At 37.3% G+C, this 17,971-nt stretch carries 19 protein-coding genes; all 19 read right to left on the bottom strand.

All coding sequences use genetic code 11. The features are described 5' to 3' along the window. Window positions 1–903, bottom strand: coding sequence for a succinate--CoA ligase subunit alpha (gene sucD, locus ACE38V_RS07320; protein ID WP_375840562.1), 903 nt, complete (start codon window positions 901–903; stop codon window positions 1–3). A gap of 100 nt (window positions 904–1,003) precedes the next feature. Continuing rightward, window positions 1,004–2,164: an ADP-forming succinate--CoA ligase subunit beta gene (gene sucC / locus ACE38V_RS07315; protein ID WP_375840561.1), complete on the bottom strand. Its 1,161-nt coding sequence runs from the start codon at window positions 2,162–2,164 to the stop codon at window positions 1,004–1,006. Between the two features lie 535 nt (window positions 2,165–2,699). Beyond that, on the bottom strand, window positions 2,700–2,975 hold the full coding sequence (locus ACE38V_RS07310; RefSeq protein WP_375840560.1) for an EscU/YscU/HrcU family type III secretion system export apparatus switch protein: 276 nt from the start codon (window positions 2,973–2,975) through the stop codon (window positions 2,700–2,702). Further along, the gene (locus tag ACE38V_RS07305) at window positions 2,972–4,876 is read right to left on the bottom strand and encodes a hypothetical protein (protein WP_375840559.1); all 1,905 of its coding nucleotides are present in this window, start codon (window positions 4,874–4,876) and stop codon (window positions 2,972–2,974) included. Before ACE38V_RS07305 ends, ACE38V_RS07310 begins: the two co-directional genes overlap by 4 nt. 12 nt (window positions 4,877–4,888) lie before the next feature. Beyond that, window positions 4,889–5,668, bottom strand: a complete 780-nt coding sequence (locus tag ACE38V_RS07300) for a ribonuclease HII (protein WP_375840558.1) — start codon at window positions 5,666–5,668, stop codon at window positions 4,889–4,891. Between the two features lie 120 nt (window positions 5,669–5,788). Continuing rightward, window positions 5,789–6,661, bottom strand: a complete 873-nt coding sequence (ylqF, locus tag ACE38V_RS07295) for a ribosome biogenesis GTPase YlqF (RefSeq protein ID WP_375840557.1) — start codon at window positions 6,659–6,661, stop codon at window positions 5,789–5,791. A gap of 22 nt (window positions 6,662–6,683) precedes the next feature. Continuing rightward, window positions 6,684–7,235: a signal peptidase I gene (gene lepB, locus ACE38V_RS07290; RefSeq protein ID WP_375840556.1), complete on the bottom strand. Its 552-nt coding sequence runs from the start codon at window positions 7,233–7,235 to the stop codon at window positions 6,684–6,686. Window positions 7,236–7,418: 183 nt separating this feature from the next. Next, window positions 7,419–7,763 carry a 50S ribosomal protein L19 gene (rplS, locus tag ACE38V_RS07285; RefSeq protein WP_375840555.1) on the bottom strand — a complete coding sequence of 115 codons (345 nt, stop codon included), beginning with the start codon at window positions 7,761–7,763 and terminating at the stop codon, window positions 7,419–7,421. A gap of 144 nt (window positions 7,764–7,907) precedes the next feature. Further along, on the bottom strand, window positions 7,908–8,642 hold the full coding sequence (gene trmD, locus ACE38V_RS07280; RefSeq protein ID WP_375840554.1) for a tRNA (guanosine(37)-N1)-methyltransferase TrmD: 735 nt from the start codon (window positions 8,640–8,642) through the stop codon (window positions 7,908–7,910). Next, entirely contained in the window at window positions 8,639–9,157 is a 519-nt protein-coding gene (gene rimM / locus ACE38V_RS07275) for a ribosome maturation factor RimM (protein ID WP_375840553.1), read from the bottom strand. The genes trmD and rimM overlap by 4 nt, the downstream gene beginning before the upstream one ends. Before the next feature lie 13 nt (window positions 9,158–9,170). Beyond that, window positions 9,171–9,554 carry a YlqD family protein gene (locus ACE38V_RS07270; RefSeq protein ID WP_375840552.1) on the bottom strand — a complete coding sequence of 128 codons (384 nt, stop codon included), beginning with the start codon at window positions 9,552–9,554 and terminating at the stop codon, window positions 9,171–9,173. Window positions 9,555–9,629: 75 nt separating this feature from the next. Beyond that, on the bottom strand, window positions 9,630–9,860 hold the full coding sequence (locus ACE38V_RS07265) for a KH domain-containing protein (protein WP_375840551.1): 231 nt from the start codon (window positions 9,858–9,860) through the stop codon (window positions 9,630–9,632). A 10-nt stretch (window positions 9,861–9,870) separates the two neighbouring features. Then, window positions 9,871–10,143 carry a 30S ribosomal protein S16 gene (gene rpsP, locus ACE38V_RS07260; RefSeq protein ID WP_375840550.1) on the bottom strand — a complete coding sequence of 91 codons (273 nt, stop codon included), beginning with the start codon at window positions 10,141–10,143 and terminating at the stop codon, window positions 9,871–9,873. Between the two features lie 162 nt (window positions 10,144–10,305). Further along, window positions 10,306–11,658, bottom strand: coding sequence for a signal recognition particle protein (ffh, locus tag ACE38V_RS07255; protein WP_375840549.1), 1,353 nt, complete (start codon window positions 11,656–11,658; stop codon window positions 10,306–10,308). 12 nt (window positions 11,659–11,670) lie between these two features. Further along, window positions 11,671–12,003, bottom strand: coding sequence for a putative DNA-binding protein (locus ACE38V_RS07250; RefSeq protein WP_375840548.1), 333 nt, complete (start codon window positions 12,001–12,003; stop codon window positions 11,671–11,673). 103 nt (window positions 12,004–12,106) lie between these two features. Then, window positions 12,107–13,093: a signal recognition particle-docking protein FtsY gene (gene ftsY / locus ACE38V_RS07245; protein ID WP_375840547.1), complete on the bottom strand. Its 987-nt coding sequence runs from the start codon at window positions 13,091–13,093 to the stop codon at window positions 12,107–12,109. A 16-nt stretch (window positions 13,094–13,109) separates the two neighbouring features. Further along, window positions 13,110–16,676, bottom strand: a complete 3,567-nt coding sequence (gene smc / locus ACE38V_RS07240; RefSeq protein WP_375840546.1) for a chromosome segregation protein SMC — start codon at window positions 16,674–16,676, stop codon at window positions 13,110–13,112. Between the two features lie 32 nt (window positions 16,677–16,708). Beyond that, a complete protein-coding gene (gene rnc, locus ACE38V_RS07235) occupies window positions 16,709–17,470 on the bottom strand; it encodes a ribonuclease III (protein WP_375840545.1) in 762 nt (253 codons plus the stop codon). 178 nt (window positions 17,471–17,648) lie between these two features. Further along, entirely contained in the window at window positions 17,649–17,882 is a 234-nt protein-coding gene (locus ACE38V_RS07230; protein ID WP_375840544.1) for an acyl carrier protein, read from the bottom strand. Window positions 17,883–17,971 lie beyond the last annotated feature (89 nt).

The following is a 17,971-nucleotide window of genomic DNA, read 5'->3' as shown; positions in this document are numbered from 1 at the left end:
TTAATGTGTTTTACATTGATCATAGAGTCCTTTTTCTTTTAGAACTTTAATCAATGTTTCTCCCATAACAGCAGGGGTATTAGCCACTTCAATTCCGCATTCATTCATGACTTTTATTTTTTCATCTGCGGTTCCTTTTCCACCTGAAATAATGGCACCAGCATGACCCATGCGTTTTCCAGGAGGCGCAGTACGACCACCAATAAAACCAACGACGGGCTTTGTCATATTAGCCTTCACCCAATGGGCCGCTTCTTCTTCCGCATTACCACCAATTTCGCCAATCATGATTACGGCGTAGGTTTCTGGATCCTCATTAAAAGCTTTTAATACATCAATGAAGTTTGTTCCGTTAACTGGATCCCCGCCAATACCTACCGCTGTCGTTTGTCCAATGCCCGCTTGAGTTAATTGATGAACTGCTTCATAGGTTAAGGTACCTGAGCGAGAAACAACGCCTACATGGCCCTTTTTGTGGATATAACCAGGCATGATTCCAATTTTACATTCATCCGCACTAATGACACCTGGACAGTTTGGACCCACTAATCTTGTTTTCTTTCCTTCCATATATCTCTTAACCTTAACCATATCTAAAACCGGAATATGTTCCGTTATACAAATAGCCAAATCTAATTCGGCATCAACTGCCTCCATAATCGCATCAGCTGCAAAAGGTGCTGAAACATAGATAACAGAAGCGTTGGCACCTGTCTCCTTCACTGCATCTGATACCGTATTAAATACAGGAACCCCTTCCACTTCAGTTCCACCTTTGCCAGGTGAAGTTCCTCCGACGATTTTTGTCCCATAATCAAGCATTTCTTTTGTATGAAATCTAGCCGTTGCTCCAGTAATCCCTTGGACGATCACCTTGGTATCTTTATTAATAAATACACTCACTTCGATTTCTCCTTTCTTTAATCCGCATTGCCTAGTAGGAAACCTTTCCGAAATTCAGACGAAAATATCCCTTCTCCGAGGTCCGTTCAAATGAATTTCATTAACCAACCAATGAAACAATTTTTTGGGCACCATCAGCCATTGAGTCAGCAGAGATAATAGATACATCAGATTCTGCAAGAATCTTCTTACCAAGCTCAACATTTGTTCCTTCTAAACGAACGACTAATGGTACACTTAGCCCAACTTGTTTAGCAGCCTCTACTACACCTTCGGCAATGACGTCACATTTCATAATTCCACCAAAGATATTAACGAAAATACCTTTTACATTTGGATCAGAAAGGATAATTTTAAAGGCTTCCGTTACCTTTTCTGCTGTTGCACCGCCACCAACATCAAGGAAGTTAGCCGGGTCGCCACCATAATATTTAATAATATCCATCGTTGACATAGCTAGACCTGCGCCATTAACCATGCACCCGATATTTCCGTCTAAAGCAACATAGCTTAAATCATATTTTGAGGCTTCGATTTCCTTTGGATCCTCTTCTTCTAAATCACGGTAAGCCACAACATCCTTTTGACGGAATAATGCATTTGAGTCAAAGTTTAATTTTGCATCCAGTGCCATAACTTTTCCATCACCTGTAACAACTAATGGATTAATTTCTGCAATGGAACAATCTTTTTCGATATATGCTTGATATAAGCCAAGCATAAATTTCACAGCTTGATTCACTAATTCTTTTGGAATATTAATAGCGTAGGCAATTCTTCTTGCTTGGAATGGCAATAATCCAACAACTGGATCAATCTCTTCTTTAAATATTTTTTCTGGAGTTTTTGCAGCTACTTCTTCAATTTCTGTTCCGCCTTCTTCTGAGGCCATTAAAACGACATGTGAGGTTGCACGGTCTAAAACTAAGCCAACATAATATTCTTTCTTAATATCGCAGCCTTCTTCAATAAGTAAGCGTTTAACTTCTTTCCCTTCTGGACCTGTTTGGTGTGTTACAAGTGTTTTGCCTAAGATTTCACTCGCATATGTACGAACTTCATCTAAATTTTTGGCAACCTTTACACCGCCAGCTTTTCCACGTCCCCCTGCATGAATTTGCGCTTTCACAACACAAACATCTGTACCTAACTCTTTTGCTGCTTCAACAGCCTCTTCAACTGTAAATGCAACTCTCCCATTTGGAACTGTTACCCCGTATTTTCTGAGGATCTCTTTTCCTTGGTACTCATGAATATTCATTACCCATCCTCCTTTAATCTTGCACTAGTCTCTTGAAACACTCAAAAATAATTGTTTAAGAGAATAACTTTTATGCAATCATTTCCATGTATGTATCTTTGTCGACTGTGCATTTTTTTCTATCTAACTTTTCAAAAAATAAGACCGCGCTTTCATTTTATAAAACAACACATACCTTGTCTACCATTATGCATAAAATATTAGATTTATTTGGAATAATTATATTTTCATTTATTTATTTTTACTATTTTAATAGAATATTTATTATGATTTTATTTTACTAAAATAGTATTATCTTTCTTATTTTTTTTCATTAATCATACAGTTTTCACTTCGAATGCTGCTAATAAAACTCCACCTAGAACCAATTCACTTTCCATGGGTAGCGGTTGGCCTTTTCCGTAGGAGTCTTACATTTGAATCCAAACTGAAAAATCTTACTTCTCGAATTTTTTATTTAATAGCTAAAACCTTTGAGAAAACAGTTGCATTTTTAACCTGATCAGCAAAAAACAGACCTGCTATCTCGGTCTGCTTATTGCTGAATTTTTTTATCAATGCGATAGACAAACGCAAATAACTCTGCGACAACTTGATAAAGTTCTTCAGGAATGTCTTCATTAATATTTAACTTACTTAATAGCTGCACCAGTGAGGGATCCTCTTGGATAGGTATATTGCTTTCTTCCGCTTTGGCAATAATATTATCAGCAATAATCCCTTTACCCTTGGCCAAAACTCTAGGGGTATCCATTTCGGATGTATCATATCCTAATGCAATTGCTTCCTTCCGTTCGTTTTCCTTTTTCATATCCTAATATCTACTCCAGTATATTGTTTGATTCTCGATAATGAATCAAAGGTCTTGGCTGATACATGATTCGCCATATTCTTTGTTTGGACAAATGATATAGAAGATAAATGATAATTAAAAGAGGCTAAATTTTCCTTTAAATGGTTGATCAATGGAGCGGCAACTATTTTGATATCCTCGTGATCATTTATCACGGAAACATTCATAATGCGATTTTGAATTTTCACATCCACAATCGTTTCCTTTAAGGCACTTAAATCCAAATAGAATAATACCCGACAATAGTTCGGATCAATCTTGCCATCACTGTTTTTTCGACCACTCCATTGCATCGTTATATCCAGTGATTGATCTAAAATCCTTAAAGGGAGTTGAACGACAAATTGCTGAACGGGACCCATTTCCTGAGAAAGGGTTTGAATTCCTGTTATTTTGTTTAATAATTGCTCAGCAGCTTCTTTTACCATTTGCGGCGGATCCTCATTTAGGTATTTAATCAGCAATGGCTTAAGACTTCCGAAATCTTGCGCATCCTTCGATATTTGACCATTATTCATGAATTGAATTGCATCATGCTCATAATCGTAGCCTATTACCTTAATAAGCTGTTTCAGCTTATTCGCGACAAAAGGTCCCTCTGATAATTGACTGATATCGCGATCAATGAGAGTGCTAATTGCCGTTAATATTTCTCTTTCTGAAAAGGACAAATGTAATCCCTTGCCGTCCTTTATTCCATTTATAGCTTTTAAAAGAGATTGAAAAGCATGATTTCCCGTATTTTCATCTTGAAGATGTTCGAGAAGATTAATAACATTTCTCATGATGTTTTGCTTCTGCATGTCAGATAAATGTTCATCTGAAATGAAAGAATGTATTACTGGCTTGATATTCTCCGAGAGGTAATCTTTTTTATCTATCATATTTGTTAAGGTTTCAGCAAGGACATTCAATGACTGATGAAGGGAATTCCTTGACAGTATATTTTCCTTTTCCTGAAAAGCTGTTATCAATTCATGCTGATTTTCATTATTTTTCTCTGTGAGATTGATTTGATATGGAACAGTTTGACTCTGATTATTCCTGTTGGATGTCAACTGACCATCTTTTATGATTTCTTGATTCTGGTTTTCCTTAATCTTATCCATCGATATCCAACCAAGCTTTTGTAATAGTTGAATAGTAGTTTCTGATTTTTCATAATTGGGACTAAGCAAGGACATCATCATTTGCGATACGACTTTATCTTTACCTTCCGTGCTAATGGGACTTTGCAGCATTGTCAAAGTAGCGAATAATTTCTTCGCACTATCCGATGAAAGTTGATCATTTTCGAGAAGATCTTGTAGATTTGTCACAAGCGAATTCATCGAATCATCCTTTACGGCTGCTAGCATACTGTAAAAGACATTCTTTGAAAGAGGTAGATTTCTTGTGATCATCTGTTTTAACGCTTCCAACCCGTCCCTATCGGATTCGAGCTGAAGAAACCATTCATTTGCAGTACTCAATGTTTCCTTTGTTAATGGTAATTGCTCCTTTATAAAAAATTGAACAAGTTCGATATTTTCTTTTGAAGCAGCTAAGCCCAACTGCTTTAATAAACCATCGATATTCAGGATTTTTCCATTGTCTCCTAATGCTTGATTCAGCAAAACCTTTAAATGAATTTTCCCTTCTCCAGGCTGTACCTGAAACCAATAACGATCATTTGCAGCTAAAGGCACCTCAAGTTGAGCAACCATCTTTTGGGAACCTACTTGAATTTCGGCTGTTTGATTAGGAAAAAGCTTTATCACTTTTCCATGAATAATTTGCCCAGGCTGAAGAGAAATAGCCTTTTTAATACTGCTTCCATCCTGTTTAATCAGTGATTGGATAACATTTGCCGAATTCATATTTACACCCTCTTACCTCTTTCTTTCCAGCACATTTTTCACTGGCGAAAAACTTTTCCGATGATATTTTGTTGCCCCGTACTGCTCCAGCGCTTGTAAATGTTCTTTAGTGCCATATCCCATATTTTGTGAAAACCTATATTGCGGCACCTCTTGATCCATTTGCCGCATCAATCGATCTCTTGTTACCTTTGCAACAATGGATGCGGCTGCAATCGAAATACTTTTGGCATCCCCTTTAATAATCGCCTCGTTTGGAAATGGGGTAGCTAGCTTCACAGCATCCACCAATAAGAAATCGGGCGGCATTGATAAGTCAGAAATGGCGGCAAGCATGGCTTTTTTGGATGCCTCTAAAATATTTATTTGATCTATTTCCTCAACACCAATCATTCCAATACTAACAGCCAATGCCTTTTGCTGAATAATCTCAGCATATTCCTCCCTTTTTAATTCGGACAATTTTTTAGAATCATCAATACCCGGTAGATAAAAATTTTTTGGTAATATTACGGCCGCAGCCACAACCGGTCCAGCGAGTGGTCCTCTGCCCACCTCATCAATCCCTGCAATACGTTCAAACCCTTGTGCTCGATATTTTTTTTCATAACAACACATCTCTAGAAATTTTGTTTTTTCCTTTTCAATCTGTGCTTTTTTCTTTCTCCACCTAGCTAGTAAGGTTTGAACCCCTTTTCGTTCATCTTCCCCTAATTGAACAATAAACGGATCCGCTTGGTCCATTATAGAATCTAATCTTGTTTCAATTTCTGAAATGGTTAATTTTTTCATCATAACTCCTTTTAGTAAACACCTATATGTTTAACGTTCTCTAATCCTTTTATCGGATTTTTTCTGAAAAAATAAAGGCCTTCATACGAAGGCCTTTATACGTATATTCATTGTCGATATTTATTTCTCTGCTTCTTTTTCTTCAATCATCACAGGGTTTTCAAATGTAATGGCCCCAAGCTGTTCAGTACGGATTTCACGAATGATAAGTTCTGTTACTTTATCGTAATCGATTTCTCCTCCGCCCATTAAACAACCTCTAAGCCTTCCAATCGTATCAAACAACTCAATTATATCTGACGGTATTATATCAAGCTTATAACGATCTTTAAGGCGTTCTGGATATTCATTTTCAAGAAATTTCAATGCGTAAATCGCGACATCATGGAGATTTAAAATCGTATCCTTGATTGCACCCGTTACAGCTAACTTCATGCCTACCTCTTGATCCTCAAATTTCGGCCATAGAATCCCCGGTGTATCTAAAAGCTCCAGTTCCTTCCCGACTTTAATCCATTGCTGCGCTTTTGTTACTCCAGGTGTATTTCCTGTTTTCGCAATGTTTTTCTTAGCAAGGCGATTAATTAAAGTGGATTTCCCAACATTAGGAATCCCTACAATCATAGCTCTTATTGCTCTAGGCTTTACACCTTTTGCTTTTAACCGGTCAAACTTTTCCTTTAAAATCTCTTGAGAAGCTTGAACGATTTCTTTCATCCCTACTCCAGCCTGAGAATTGATCGCTAATGCTTTTATACCGTTGTCGTGAAAAAATTGAATCCATTCCTTCGTTTTTTCTTTATCTGCCATATCCGCTTTATTTAAGAGCACTAATCTTGGCTTATGCTGAATGATTTCATCAATCATTGGATTTCGAGAGGAATACGGAATTCTTGCATCCACTAATTCAAAAATGATATCAACAAGCTTCAGTTTTTCTGTCACCTGTCTTCTTGCTTTTGCCATATGCCCCGGAAACCATTGAATTGTCATTTAAGGGACACCTCCCTCATGTTTATTTCACAATTTGGACATCTTTTAATGGCCAATAAATGACACTTGTATGACCAAGGACTTTTTCCAATGGAATCGTCCCTATATGGCGACTATCCTTACTGTATCTGCGATTATCTCCCATAACAAACAAATGCCCTTTTGGGACAGTAGATTGTCCAATAATTTCTTCAAGTGTAAATGGTTCTGTTAATGGTCCATCGACCAGTTCTTTTTTATATTTATCTAAATAGGGCTCATCGTATTTCTTCCCATTTATATATAACGTATCATTCTTATATTCAATTCTGTCTCCGGGTAAACCGATAACCCTTTTTATGTAGTCTTTATTTTCCGGAGCGTGAAAAACAATGATATCAAATCGATTTGGCTCGCCAATTTTATAGCTGAATTTATTCACAATCATACGATCTTTATCTTGTAGTGTCGGCATCATAGATTCCCCATCCACAACGATTGGAGCAAATAAAAAATAGCGAATGACTGCAGCTAATACAACCGCAATGATTAGTGCCTTTACCCATTCCCAAAGCTCGTTTTTTTGTTTTGCCATCCTTTCCCCTCCATCCATCAATAGAAAATTTGGGTTTATGATCATCATACCCTAATATGTTTATTTTACAAAAAAAAGAATAATATACCTAACATGATCAACTTTTTTATAAAAAGTTTACAATCCCAAGTATCTTTTGCTATGAAAAAGGAGCTTGTTGAACAAGCTCCTTCTTTAAGGCGATTATCGAATTTCTTTAATACGAGCTTTTTTACCACGTAGATTACGTAGATAATAAAGTTTCGCACGGCGAACTTTACCGCGACGGATAACTTCAAGCTTCGCAATTTTTGGTGTGTGTACAGGGAATGTACGTTCAACGCCTACTCCGTAAGAAACTTTACGTACTGTAAAAGTTTCGCTAATGCCACCACCACGACGCTTAATCACAACACCTTCATACACCTGAATACGTTCACGAGTTCCTTCGATAACTTTTACGTGTACACGTACAGTATCACCAGGACGGAAAGCTGGAAGATCAGTGCGAAGTTGTTCTTTAGTGATTTCTTCGATTAATTTATGCATCGTTTTCAACTCCTCCCACAGATGCTCTTGCATAACTGTTACTAAATCACGTGCAGCGGAACATCGTTATCAGACTATAAACTGAAAAGTTTCAGTCTAAGTCACAAAAAATATCATACCATAACCGGTGAATAGACGCAACCACTATTCTTCTCTTTTAAACTCTTCCAACCACTTTTTTTGTTGATCATTCAATTCAATCTCATCCAGTAAATCTGGTCTTCGCATAAAGGTCCTTCGGAGCGATTCTTTCGCTCTCCATTCCTCGATTAAACGATGATTTCCACTCAGTAATACTTCTGGGACCTCCATGCCTCTAAAATCAGCCGGACGCGTATAATGGGGATGCTCCAGATATCCTGTGCTGAAAGAATCCTTCTGATGGGATTCCTCATTGCCTAATACTCCTCCAAGAAGTCTTACAACACTATCAATCACAACCATTGCCCCAAGCTCTCCACCAGTTAGGACAAAATCCCCAATTGAGATCTCATCCGTCACCAAATGCTCTCTAATTCTCTCATCATAGCCTTCATAGTGCCCACATATTATTAGGAGGTGCTCTTCACGCGCTAATTCCTCAGCTATTTTTTGATTATACCTTTTTCCCTGAGGACACATTAAAATGATACGAGGCTTTTGCTTAGCTCCTTCTGTTAAAGCAGAAACCGCATCAAAAATAGGCTGCGGCTTTAGTACCATACCTGCTCCGCCACCATAAGGATAGTCATCGACTTGTCCATGCTTATTTTCTGCATACTCACGAAAATTCACGATATTATAGGAAACAATATGCTGATCATCAGCTTTTTTCAAAATTGATTGGCCCAGAACACCATCAAACATTTCAGGAAAAAGAGTTAGGACATCGATTTTCATGATAATAACCCTTCCATTGGTTCGATTATGACCTTTTTCTCTTTAACATCTACTTTTTTCACAATCTCTTCAATGTAAGGGATAAGGATGTCTTTTCCGCCTTTGGACTTTATCACCCATACATCATTTGCACCCGGTGTTAAAATCTCTTTAATTTCCCCTAGAATTTCACCGGCAGTCGTATATACTGTGCAACCAATAATTTCATGGTAGTAAAATTCATTTTCTTCTAGCTCACCTAAGGAACTCTCTGAAACCTTCAAAATCCCGCCCTTCATTTTCTCCACATCATTAACATTCTCATAGCCTTCAAAGGTTAATAAATCAAATGATTTATGGACACGGTGCGATTTTACCTTTAGCTGAATGGGTTCTTTTTCATCTGGCATAAACAAATAAAGGATACTTCCTGATTGATAGCGCTCATTCGCAAAATCTGTTCTTGAAACAACTCTTACTTCGCCTTTTATTCCATGAGTGTTCACGAGTTTTCCAACGTTAAACCATTTTTCCATTTTCTTTTCACCTCTAGCGTATTTCTACGACAATTCCATCTTTAATCACGATCGTTTGCTCTACCTTATCGTCCCAGCTATCCCCTACTTGAACATCAAGGATCGCTTGAACTTCCTTTTCCTTCAGTTCACTTCCTATTGGTAGCATATGTAATTGTTCTATTTGAAAATCGAGGAGTTTTATTTTTTCTTGACGATTCATGATTTCATTTTCTAAATGCTGAATGAATCTTGTCCGCTTCAGCTTATTCGTCTTTTCAAGTTTTTTAATTTCAAACCGCAGCTGATCGCATTCTTTTTGGTATTGGTTTTTATCACTTTCAATTTTAGATAATAGTTCTTCCTTGCTTTTTTCTGTTAATACTTGCTTTATGACGACACTTTGAAGGATTTTCATATTCTTGCCTCCTTAGCGTTTTTCAAACTGAATTGTAAAAAAAGGAGGGGAATCCCCTCCTAATTTTTTGCCTACTTATTCTATTATTTCTAATAAAATTTTCTTCTGCTGTGAAGCTCCTGCTGCATAGACAACAGTTCGTATAGCTTTAACAACCCGACCTTGTTTTCCAATCACTTTTCCCATGTCACTCTTATTGACAGCTAGATGATAGATGATGCGATCATCCTCTTCCACTACATCAACAAGAACGTCATCTGGATAATCAACAAGGGGTTTCACAATCGTTTCAATTAATTCTTTCATTTGTTAAGAATTACTTGCTATATTTTGCGTTATGGAATTTTTCCATAATGCCTTGTTTAGAGAAAAGATTACGAACTGTGTCAGATGGTTTTGCACCGTCTTTTAACCATTTTAATGCTAATTCCTCATTGATTTCTACTTGAGCAGGAACTGTAATTGGGTTATATGTTCCAACTGTTTCAATGAAACGTCCATCACGTGGTGAACGAGAATCTGCTACTACAATACGATAGAAAGGAGTTTTCTTTGCTCCCATACGTTTTAAACGAATTTTTACTGCCATTTTAAATAAGCACCTCCGAATAGTTTCACACAAGATAGTATAATATCAATTGTTTTAATGTTTGTAAAGTGTTTTTTCTTTACATGTTAAATTTTTGTTAAAAAACTGCATTTAGCGAAGAAAAATTGATGTTTTTTACATAAAATCAGGCAAAAATCCCCATCAAAAAGGATTGAATGGGAGCTTAAAGCCGCCTTTTTTCTTTCCTTTTTGCTGTAAGCCACTCATTTGCCTTATCATTTTTTTCATATCTTCAAATTGCTTTAATAAACGATTGACTTCGGGTACTGTAGTTCCAGACCCCTTCGCAATTCGTTTTCTGCGGCTGGCATTTATTGTTTCTGGATGATTTTTTTCATTCTTTGTCATGGATTTAATAATTGCCTCAACATGACTAATTTGCTTTTCGTCGATTTGCATATTATTTAATCCCTTAATTTTATTCGCCCCGGGCATCATTTTTAGCAATTCATCAAGCGGTCCCATTTTACGAACCTGGCCTAATTGATCTAAAAAATCATCCAATGTGAAAGAAGCTGTTCGGAATTTTTGCTCCATCTCCCTTGCTTTTTCTTCATCGACATTTGCCTGCGCTTTTTCAATTAAGGTAAGAACATCTCCCATACCTAGAATACGAGAGGCCATGCGTTCTGGATGAAAAGCCTCTAAGGCATCCAATTTTTCACCAAGACCGACAAACTTAATCGGTGTATTCGTGACAGAACGAATAGATAAAGCTGCCCCACCACGGGTATCGCCATCCAATTTAGTGAGCACAACCCCGGTAAGTCCTAATTGCTCGTTAAAGCTTTGAGCCACATTTACCGCGTCCTGTCCAGTCATGGCATCAACAACTAGAAAAATTTCATCCGGACTGGTCAATTCTTTAATTTGCTTTAATTCATCCATCAATCGTTCATCTACGTGCAAACGACCTGCTGTATCAATCAAGACATAATCATTATGTTCCTCTTTTGCTTTCTCAATCGCAAGTTTTGCAATTTCAACAGGACTAATTTGATCACCTAGAGAGAATACCGGCATATTCAGCTGCTTGCCCAGAGTTTCTAGCTGCTTAATTGCCGCTGGACGATAAATATCCGCTGCCACAAGTAAAGGATTACGATTATGCTTTTTCCTCAGCAAATTCGCGAGTTTTCCGGTAGTAGTTGTTTTCCCTGCCCCTTGAAGACCGACCATCATAATCACGGTTGGAGGACGATTAGCTACAGCAATCTTGCTTTGTTCTCCGCCCATTAATTCCGTTAGTTCTTCTTTCACAACCTTAATAACCTGTTGACCTGGGGTTAGGCTTTTTAAGACTTCCTGACCAGCAGCACGCTCGCTGACTTTTTTAACAAATTCCTTAACAACTTTAAAGTTAACATCTGCTTCCAAAAGAGCAAGACGCACATCACGCATCATTTCTTTTACATCTGCTTCTGATACTTTCCCTTTACCGCGGATTTTCTGGATTGTATTTTGCAGTCGGTCGGCTAATCCCTCAAATGCCATAAATGCCGCCTCCTAATCTAATTTCTCAATCTCTGTTACAATGTCTAAAAGAGATTGCTTTGAAGAAGACTCCATTTCTATCATCTCTTTTAGTTGGGTAAAAAGTTTACTGCGCTCTTGAAATTTTTGAAATAATAATAGCTTTTCTTCATATTCCTCAAGCATTGCTTCTGTTCTTTTGATGTTATCATACACAGCTTGTCGACTTACATCATATTCCTCCGCAATTTCACCGAGAGAAAAATCATCTAAGTAATACAGGGACATATAGCTTTGCTGTTTTGGTGTCAACAACGACTGATAGAAATCATACAGAAAATTCATTCTCGTTGTTTTCTCAAGCATGGCAATTCCCCCTTTTGTTAAGTGAAAAGCCTTTACAATTCACTAGTTTACACAGATGATAGGGCGATGTCAAGAAAAAATCTTTACAGAAAAGCGTTCCAGTTTAGTCTTCCTTATCAATTAACTCAGAAAATAAACCATATACATATTGTTCGGCTTCGAATTCTTGCAGGTCGTCCATTTTTTCACCTAAACCGACAAATTTCACTGGAATATTGAGTTCATTGCGAATGGCTAAAACAATTCCACCTTTAGCTGTTCCGTCTAGTTTTGTTAAAACAATGCCGCTAACATCGGTCGCCTCTTTAAACGTCTTAGCCTGAATCATGGCATTTTGACCAGTCGTCGCATCAAGGACAAGGAGAACCTCATGAGGTGCACCCGGAATTTCTCTTTCGATGACACGTTTAACTTTTTCAAGTTCCTTCATTAAATTGACTTTATTTTGCAGTCTCCCAGCTGTATCACAGAGGAGAATATCGACTTTACGAGATTTTGCTGCTTTTACTGCATCAAACATAACAGCAGCTGGATCAGAACCCTCTGCTTGTTTAATGACATCAACCCCTACTCTTTCTCCCCAAACTTCTAATTGATCAATGGCTCCGGCACGGAAAGTATCTCCTGCTGCTAAAAGGACTTTTTTTCCTTCACTCTTAAATTTATAAGCAAGCTTGCCAATCGTTGTCGTTTTACCAACACCGTTTACACCCACAAACAAGATAACGGTTAACTCATTCTCTTGAAAATTAAGCTCTGAAGATTGTTCCTCATCTTGTTTATATATTTCAACCAATTTTTCTGTAATAACATCTTGAACTTCCTTTGGATCTTGAATATTTCTTCGTTTTACCTCTGATTTTAATTCATCAATTAATTTCATCACCGTGTCAAAACCAACATCTGCTTGAATGAGAATTTCTTCAAGCTCTTCAAAAAAATCCTCGTCTACCTTTCGATATCGAGAAACAAGATCATTTACTTTATTGGAAAAATTATTCCGTGTTTTGGTTAAGCCATCCTTAAATTTTTCTGTAACAGCATCTGTTTGTTTTGTAATTTTTTCTTTTAACTTTTTAAAAAAGCTCATTATTTCACTTCCTTACTTATGTTTGAATGAGTTCATTTGTTTCCTCGAGTCGGACAGAAACAAGTTTTGATACTCCAGATTCTTGCATGGTCACTCCATAAAGCACATCCGCTTCTTCCATCGTTCCTTTCCGATGGGTGATAACAATAAATTGAGTTTCTGTACTATAAGTTTTTAAATATTGGCTAAACCGAAATACATTTGCTTCATCGAGAGCAGCCTCTACCTCATCTAAAATACAAAATGGAACCGGTCGAACTTTCAAAATAGAGAAAAGAAGAGCAATGGCGGTTAAAGCTCTTTCGCCACCTGATAATAATCCAAGGTTTTGCAGCTTTTTACCAGGTGGCTGTGCGACAATTTCAACCCCTGTATTCAAAAGATCATCAGGATCCGTCAGTTTCAAATCCGCTCTACCTCCACCAAATAATGCTTGGAAGACATACTCAAAATGTGAACGAATACCATTGAAGGTTTGTTCAAAGCGTTTTTTCATTTCAATATCCATTTCAGCAATGACCTGGAATAGGGTATCCTTAGCTTCCTGCAAATCATTCTTTTGTTCTAAGAGAAACTCATATCTTTCCGACACACGTTCATATTCTTCAATCGCGCCAATATTAACTGCACCCATTTCTTCAATGGAGAGCTTAATCAGCTTCACTTTCTTTCTAGCCTCTTCAGCAGGCAGCATTAAAGGATACATTTCCTTGGCGCCATCATATGATAGAAGATATTCCTCTCGCAAATGGGTTAAATGATTATCCAATTCGACGTCAAGTCGGTTCATTTTCACCTCTTCATCTTTAAGGCTGATGTTCATTCCTTTTTGCTGTCTCTTTAACTCTTTTACCTCTAATTCTAGGTCTTCCAGGTTATTTTGTAATCGTAGCCGTTCATCTCTCCGCGTAGATATTAAGTTAAGTGTTTCTGTTTTGTCTTGTAACCTTCTTTTGGCTTCTTCTTCTAAATAGACTTCACCGGAAGAGCTATCCGTCATTTCTAAACTTAATAAGTTAAGATCTTCCTTCAATGTTGCAAGCTTCTCTTTTGTTTCATTTAAATCAGCTAGGCATCGATTCAACTTCTCTTTCGCGTGGGAGAGCTGTTCGGTTTTCGCAGCAACCTTCACCTTCAAATCACTAATCTCAGCACTTAATGTATCTTTTGAAACATTATCCGTATTTTTTTGTTCCGTTAAATTAGCGATCTCTTGGTCTAAGACTGTTATCTGTTCTTGGAAACTAGCTAACAGCTGTTGCAATTCTTCTTTGCGCTTCGTCAGTCGAGCCCTTTCTTCTAGATATTGAACCTTTTCCAAATCATATAATGTCAGGCGTTCATTATTATTCTTTTCATTGAGTTCTACCTCACGGAGGTCACCTTTTATGGTCTGTTCAGCGATTCTTAACTCTTCCCCTTGTTTTCTTAAATCTTCCAATGCTTTTTCTTGATCTTGAATTTTGTTTTTAAAGGATTTAACCTGTTCCTCAAGCTTCTCCGTTTGTTGTTCCATGGTGATAAGCTTCGATTTTAGTTCTTCTAATTCTCCTTTTCTGCTTAAAAGCGAAGTAGACTTTTGCTTTATCGCTCCCCCTGTCATGGACCCACCCGGATTCACGACATCACCATCAAGGGTTACAAAGCGACAGCGATATTGGAGAATCTTTGCTAACTCGTTAGCTCCTTTTAAATCACTTGTAATGACAACATTCCCAAGCAAATTAGAAAATACAGGGCGATATTCTTCAGAATATTGAACTAAATCAGAAGCAACTCCAATAAAATTCGAATGGCTTTGAATAGCTTGTAATTGCTGATTGGATAATGTCTTCCCTTTTATCACATTTAAGGGCAGGAAGGTAGCTCGGCCATACGAATTTTGCTTTAAATATTGAATGGCTTTTCGACCACTTTCCTCATCGCCAACGACAATATGCTGCATCGCGCCACCCAGAGCAGTTTCAATCGCTGTTTCAAATTTTTTAGGAACCGTAATCAGTTCAGCTATAGCACCTTTTATCCCTTGGAGCTTGTGATCGCGTGCTTTTAATACTTCTTTAACGCCTTGGAAAAAGCCAGAATAGTCATCTTCCATTTCCTCAAGCATATCTTTTCGCGATTTTGATTTTTGTAAATATTGATAGGCTTGATATAGCGTTGTTTCTTGCTTCTGATAACTATTCTTTAATGTTTCGAGTTTGTTTTGCTCATTTCGAAAAATATGAACCTGATTTTCTAATTTTTGCTGGATTTCCTCGAGACTGGTTTCAATTCTTTTTTTAACAGCCTCCATTTCACTTCGTTCTTGAAGGTATTTTTCATTTTCTTCTTCAAGCTTGCCGGTGCGATGATCCAATTGATCTAAATCTCGCTCCACAAATTGCAGCTCATTTTTAGAGGCAGCCTGTTGATTTAATAAATCAATATAATCTCCTTTTAGAGATTCAATTTTTTCCTCGATATTAACCGAAAAGAGCTTTATGTTTTCTTGTTTTTTCTTAAGCTCCTGCTGCAGTGTTTTCGCTTCCTCTTCCAGGAGCTTCACCGCATGAAGTTCTTCCACTTTATTCGCTTCTATACCCTGTAGCTTACTTGTCAGCTCTTCGATATTTTTTTCAAGCTGATCCTTATTTTGAAAGGCATTCTTCTTTCTTTCTTTTAATACTTCTTTACGACCTTCTAGCTTTTCTAGCTCTTCTGTCGTATGAAGCAAAACAGATTGTAAATCATTAATTGATTCATCTAATGCTTGAATATGATCCCTCAGTTCCTCAACCTGAGCTTCCTTCGCTTGTAAAGATACGGATAATTGCATTTCTTCTTCTTTATGCTTTTCAAATTGTTCGGAAGTCTTTTCCCATTTTCCGTGCAACTCATCAATTTCAAAAACGGTAAGGGCCACTTCAATCTTTTCAAGCTCTTCCTTCTGCTGCAGATAATCTTTGGCAATGGACGCCTGGATTTTTAGCGGCTCTACCTGGCTTTCAAGTTCATATAAAATATCATTCACACGATTAAGATTTTCTTGTGTCTCAGTAAGCTTGCTCTCAGCCTTTTTCTTTCTTGTCTTGTACTTCAACACACCTGCAGCTTCTTCAAAGATTGTTCGGCGCTCTTCCGCCTTACTATTAAGAATTTCCTCTACTTTTCCCTGACTAATGATGGAGAAGGCTTCCCTCCCCAACCCAGAATCCATAAATAAATCGACGATATCCTTTAAACGGCAATGCTGTTTATTTATAAAAAATTCACTTTCACCAGAGCGGTAGACCCTTCTTGTCACACTAACCTCGTTATAGTCAAGAGGCAGGAAAGAGTCTTCATTATCTAAAGTAAGGGTAACCTCAGCAAAATTCAGTGCTTTTCTTGAATCACTACCTGCAAAAATGATATCTTCCATCTTTGCGCCACGGAGGGATTTGGCAGATTGTTCCCCTAGTACCCAACGAATTGCATCTGTAATATTACTTTTCCCACTTCCATTTGGTCCAACAACAGCTGTCACACCTGGGACAAAATCAACACTAATTCGTTCGGCAAATGATTTAAAGCCGACAACGTCTAAACGTTTCAGAAACACAGTATCCCCCCATTTCTAATAAATGAATCTGGTTATTTCCTTTGTTCATCCTGAAAAAGATGAGCTCTTAATTTTTCTAATGCCATTTGCGCGGCATGCTGTTCTGCTTCTTTTTTTGAACGCCCTGTACCGGTCCCGAGCTCTTTGGTATTTAACGAAACAATGGAAACAAATTCACGATTATGGGCAGGACCCTTTTCTTGTAAAATTTTATATTCTAAAACCCCGATTCCATCTCGCTGAATTAGTTCTTGTAGTTGACTTTTAAAATCCATCACATGAGAAAAAGCACCAGAATTTATTTTTGGGAAGACAATATTTTCTAGGAAACAGATTACTTTATCCATTCCTTGATCAAGAAATAAAGCACCGATAAAGGCTTCAAATACATCTGCAAGCAATGCCGGTCTTTCTCTTCCACCAGTTATTTCTTCTCCTTTACCAAGAAGAACATGATTTCCAAAGATGAGTTCATTGGCAAAATCAACAAGTGATGGCTCACATACAATAGCTGCCCGTAATTTCGTGAGCTCTCCTTCACTCATCATCGGATATTTATTATATAGAAAATGTGAAACCGTCACCTCTAATACTGCGTCTCCTAAAAATTCAAGTCTTTCATTGTCTTCATATGGCTTTTTTCGATGCTCATTCACATATGATGAATGTGTAAATGCTTGTTTAAGCAACTGAATATTCGAAAATTGAATCCCAATCTTGTTTTGTAATTCCTTCAATTGTTTATCAATTGCACTTTGCATACGTTTATCTCTTTCTTTACCCATCTTTCTCATTATTACTCCACCTTGCTAATAATTTGCATACCATTATAAGTTTACGGAATTTAGCTAAAAAACGCAAAGAAACTTGGAGGATTTTTCACTCCAAGTTTTACTTATTAATCCCTACTCTTTGTTTACCATTTTTAGAAGAAGAAAGCCCCGATTAAACGGAGCCTTCTTGATCCAACGATTACTGTTTGCTATTTATGTAATTTACAGCGTCACCCACTGTAGAAATTTTTTCAGCGTCATCGTCAGAAATTTCCATATCAAATTCATCTTCTAATTCCATAACTAGTTCAACAACATCTAGGGAATCAGCACCAAGATCATCTTTAAATGAAGCTTCAAGTGTGATTTGGGATTCTTCAACACCAAGTCGATCAACGATAATCTTCGTTACACGTTCTAATACATCTGCCATGCTTGTCACCTCCCCTCAAGACATTATATTGTATTTTTGTAAAATAATAAATGTCGTTTGAGAATTTTTCACAAAAATTATTGATTTAG

It is taken from the genome of Cytobacillus sp. Hz8 (genome assembly GCF_042263505.1).
In the GTDB taxonomy this organism is placed as follows: Bacteria; Bacillota; Bacilli; order Bacillales; family Cytobacillaceae; genus Bacillus_BE.
The sequence above is the reverse complement of the archived record's forward strand: the minus strand, read 5'-3'. Positions and strand labels throughout refer to the sequence as shown.

Excerpts from the sequence above, each read along its gene's own strand:
- ACE38V_RS07265 (WP_375840551.1), bottom strand. The coding sequence starts at position 9,860 with ATGAAAGAATTAATTGAAACGATTGTGAAACCCCTTGTTGATTATCCA.
- rnc (WP_375840545.1), bottom strand. The coding sequence starts at position 17,470 with ATGAGAAAGATGGGTAAAGAAAGAGATAAACGTATGCAAAGTGCAATT.
- rpsP (WP_375840550.1), bottom strand. The coding sequence starts at position 10,143 with ATGGCAGTAAAAATTCGTTTAAAACGTATGGGAGCAAAGAAAACTCCT.
- rplS (WP_375840555.1), bottom strand. The coding sequence starts at position 7,763 with ATGCATAAATTAATCGAAGAAATCACTAAAGAACAACTTCGCACTGAT.
- ACE38V_RS07250 (WP_375840548.1), bottom strand. The coding sequence starts at position 12,003 with ATGCTTGAGAAAACAACGAGAATGAATTTTCTGTATGATTTCTATCAG.
- trmD (WP_375840554.1), bottom strand. The coding sequence starts at position 8,642 with ATGAAAATCGATGTCCTAACTCTTTTTCCTGAAATGTTTGATGGTGTT.
- sucC (WP_375840561.1), bottom strand. The coding sequence starts at position 2,164 with ATGAATATTCATGAGTACCAAGGAAAAGAGATCCTCAGAAAATACGGG.
- ACE38V_RS07300 (WP_375840558.1), bottom strand. The coding sequence starts at position 5,668 with ATGAAAAAATTAACCATTTCAGAAATTGAAACAAGATTAGATTCTATA.
- ffh (WP_375840549.1), bottom strand. The coding sequence starts at position 11,658 with ATGGCATTTGAGGGATTAGCCGACCGACTGCAAAATACAATCCAGAAA.
- ftsY (WP_375840547.1), bottom strand. The coding sequence starts at position 13,093 with ATGAGCTTTTTTAAAAAGTTAAAAGAAAAAATTACAAAACAAACAGAT.
- ACE38V_RS07305 (WP_375840559.1), bottom strand. The coding sequence starts at position 4,876 with ATGAATTCGGCAAATGTTATCCAATCACTGATTAAACAGGATGGAAGC.
- lepB (WP_375840556.1), bottom strand. The coding sequence starts at position 7,235 with ATGGCAAAACAAAAAAACGAGCTTTGGGAATGGGTAAAGGCACTAATC.
- ACE38V_RS07230 (WP_375840544.1), bottom strand. The coding sequence starts at position 17,882 with ATGGCAGATGTATTAGAACGTGTAACGAAGATTATCGTTGATCGACTT.
- ACE38V_RS07270 (WP_375840552.1), bottom strand. The coding sequence starts at position 9,554 with ATGAAAATCCTTCAAAGTGTCGTCATAAAGCAAGTATTAACAGAAAAA.
- rimM (WP_375840553.1), bottom strand. The coding sequence starts at position 9,157 with ATGGAAAAATGGTTTAACGTTGGAAAACTCGTGAACACTCATGGAATA.
- ACE38V_RS07310 (WP_375840560.1), bottom strand. The coding sequence starts at position 2,975 with ATGAAAAAGGAAAACGAACGGAAGGAAGCAATTGCATTAGGATATGAT.
- ylqF (WP_375840557.1), bottom strand. The coding sequence starts at position 6,661 with ATGACAATTCAATGGTTTCCGGGGCATATGGCAAAAGCAAGAAGACAG.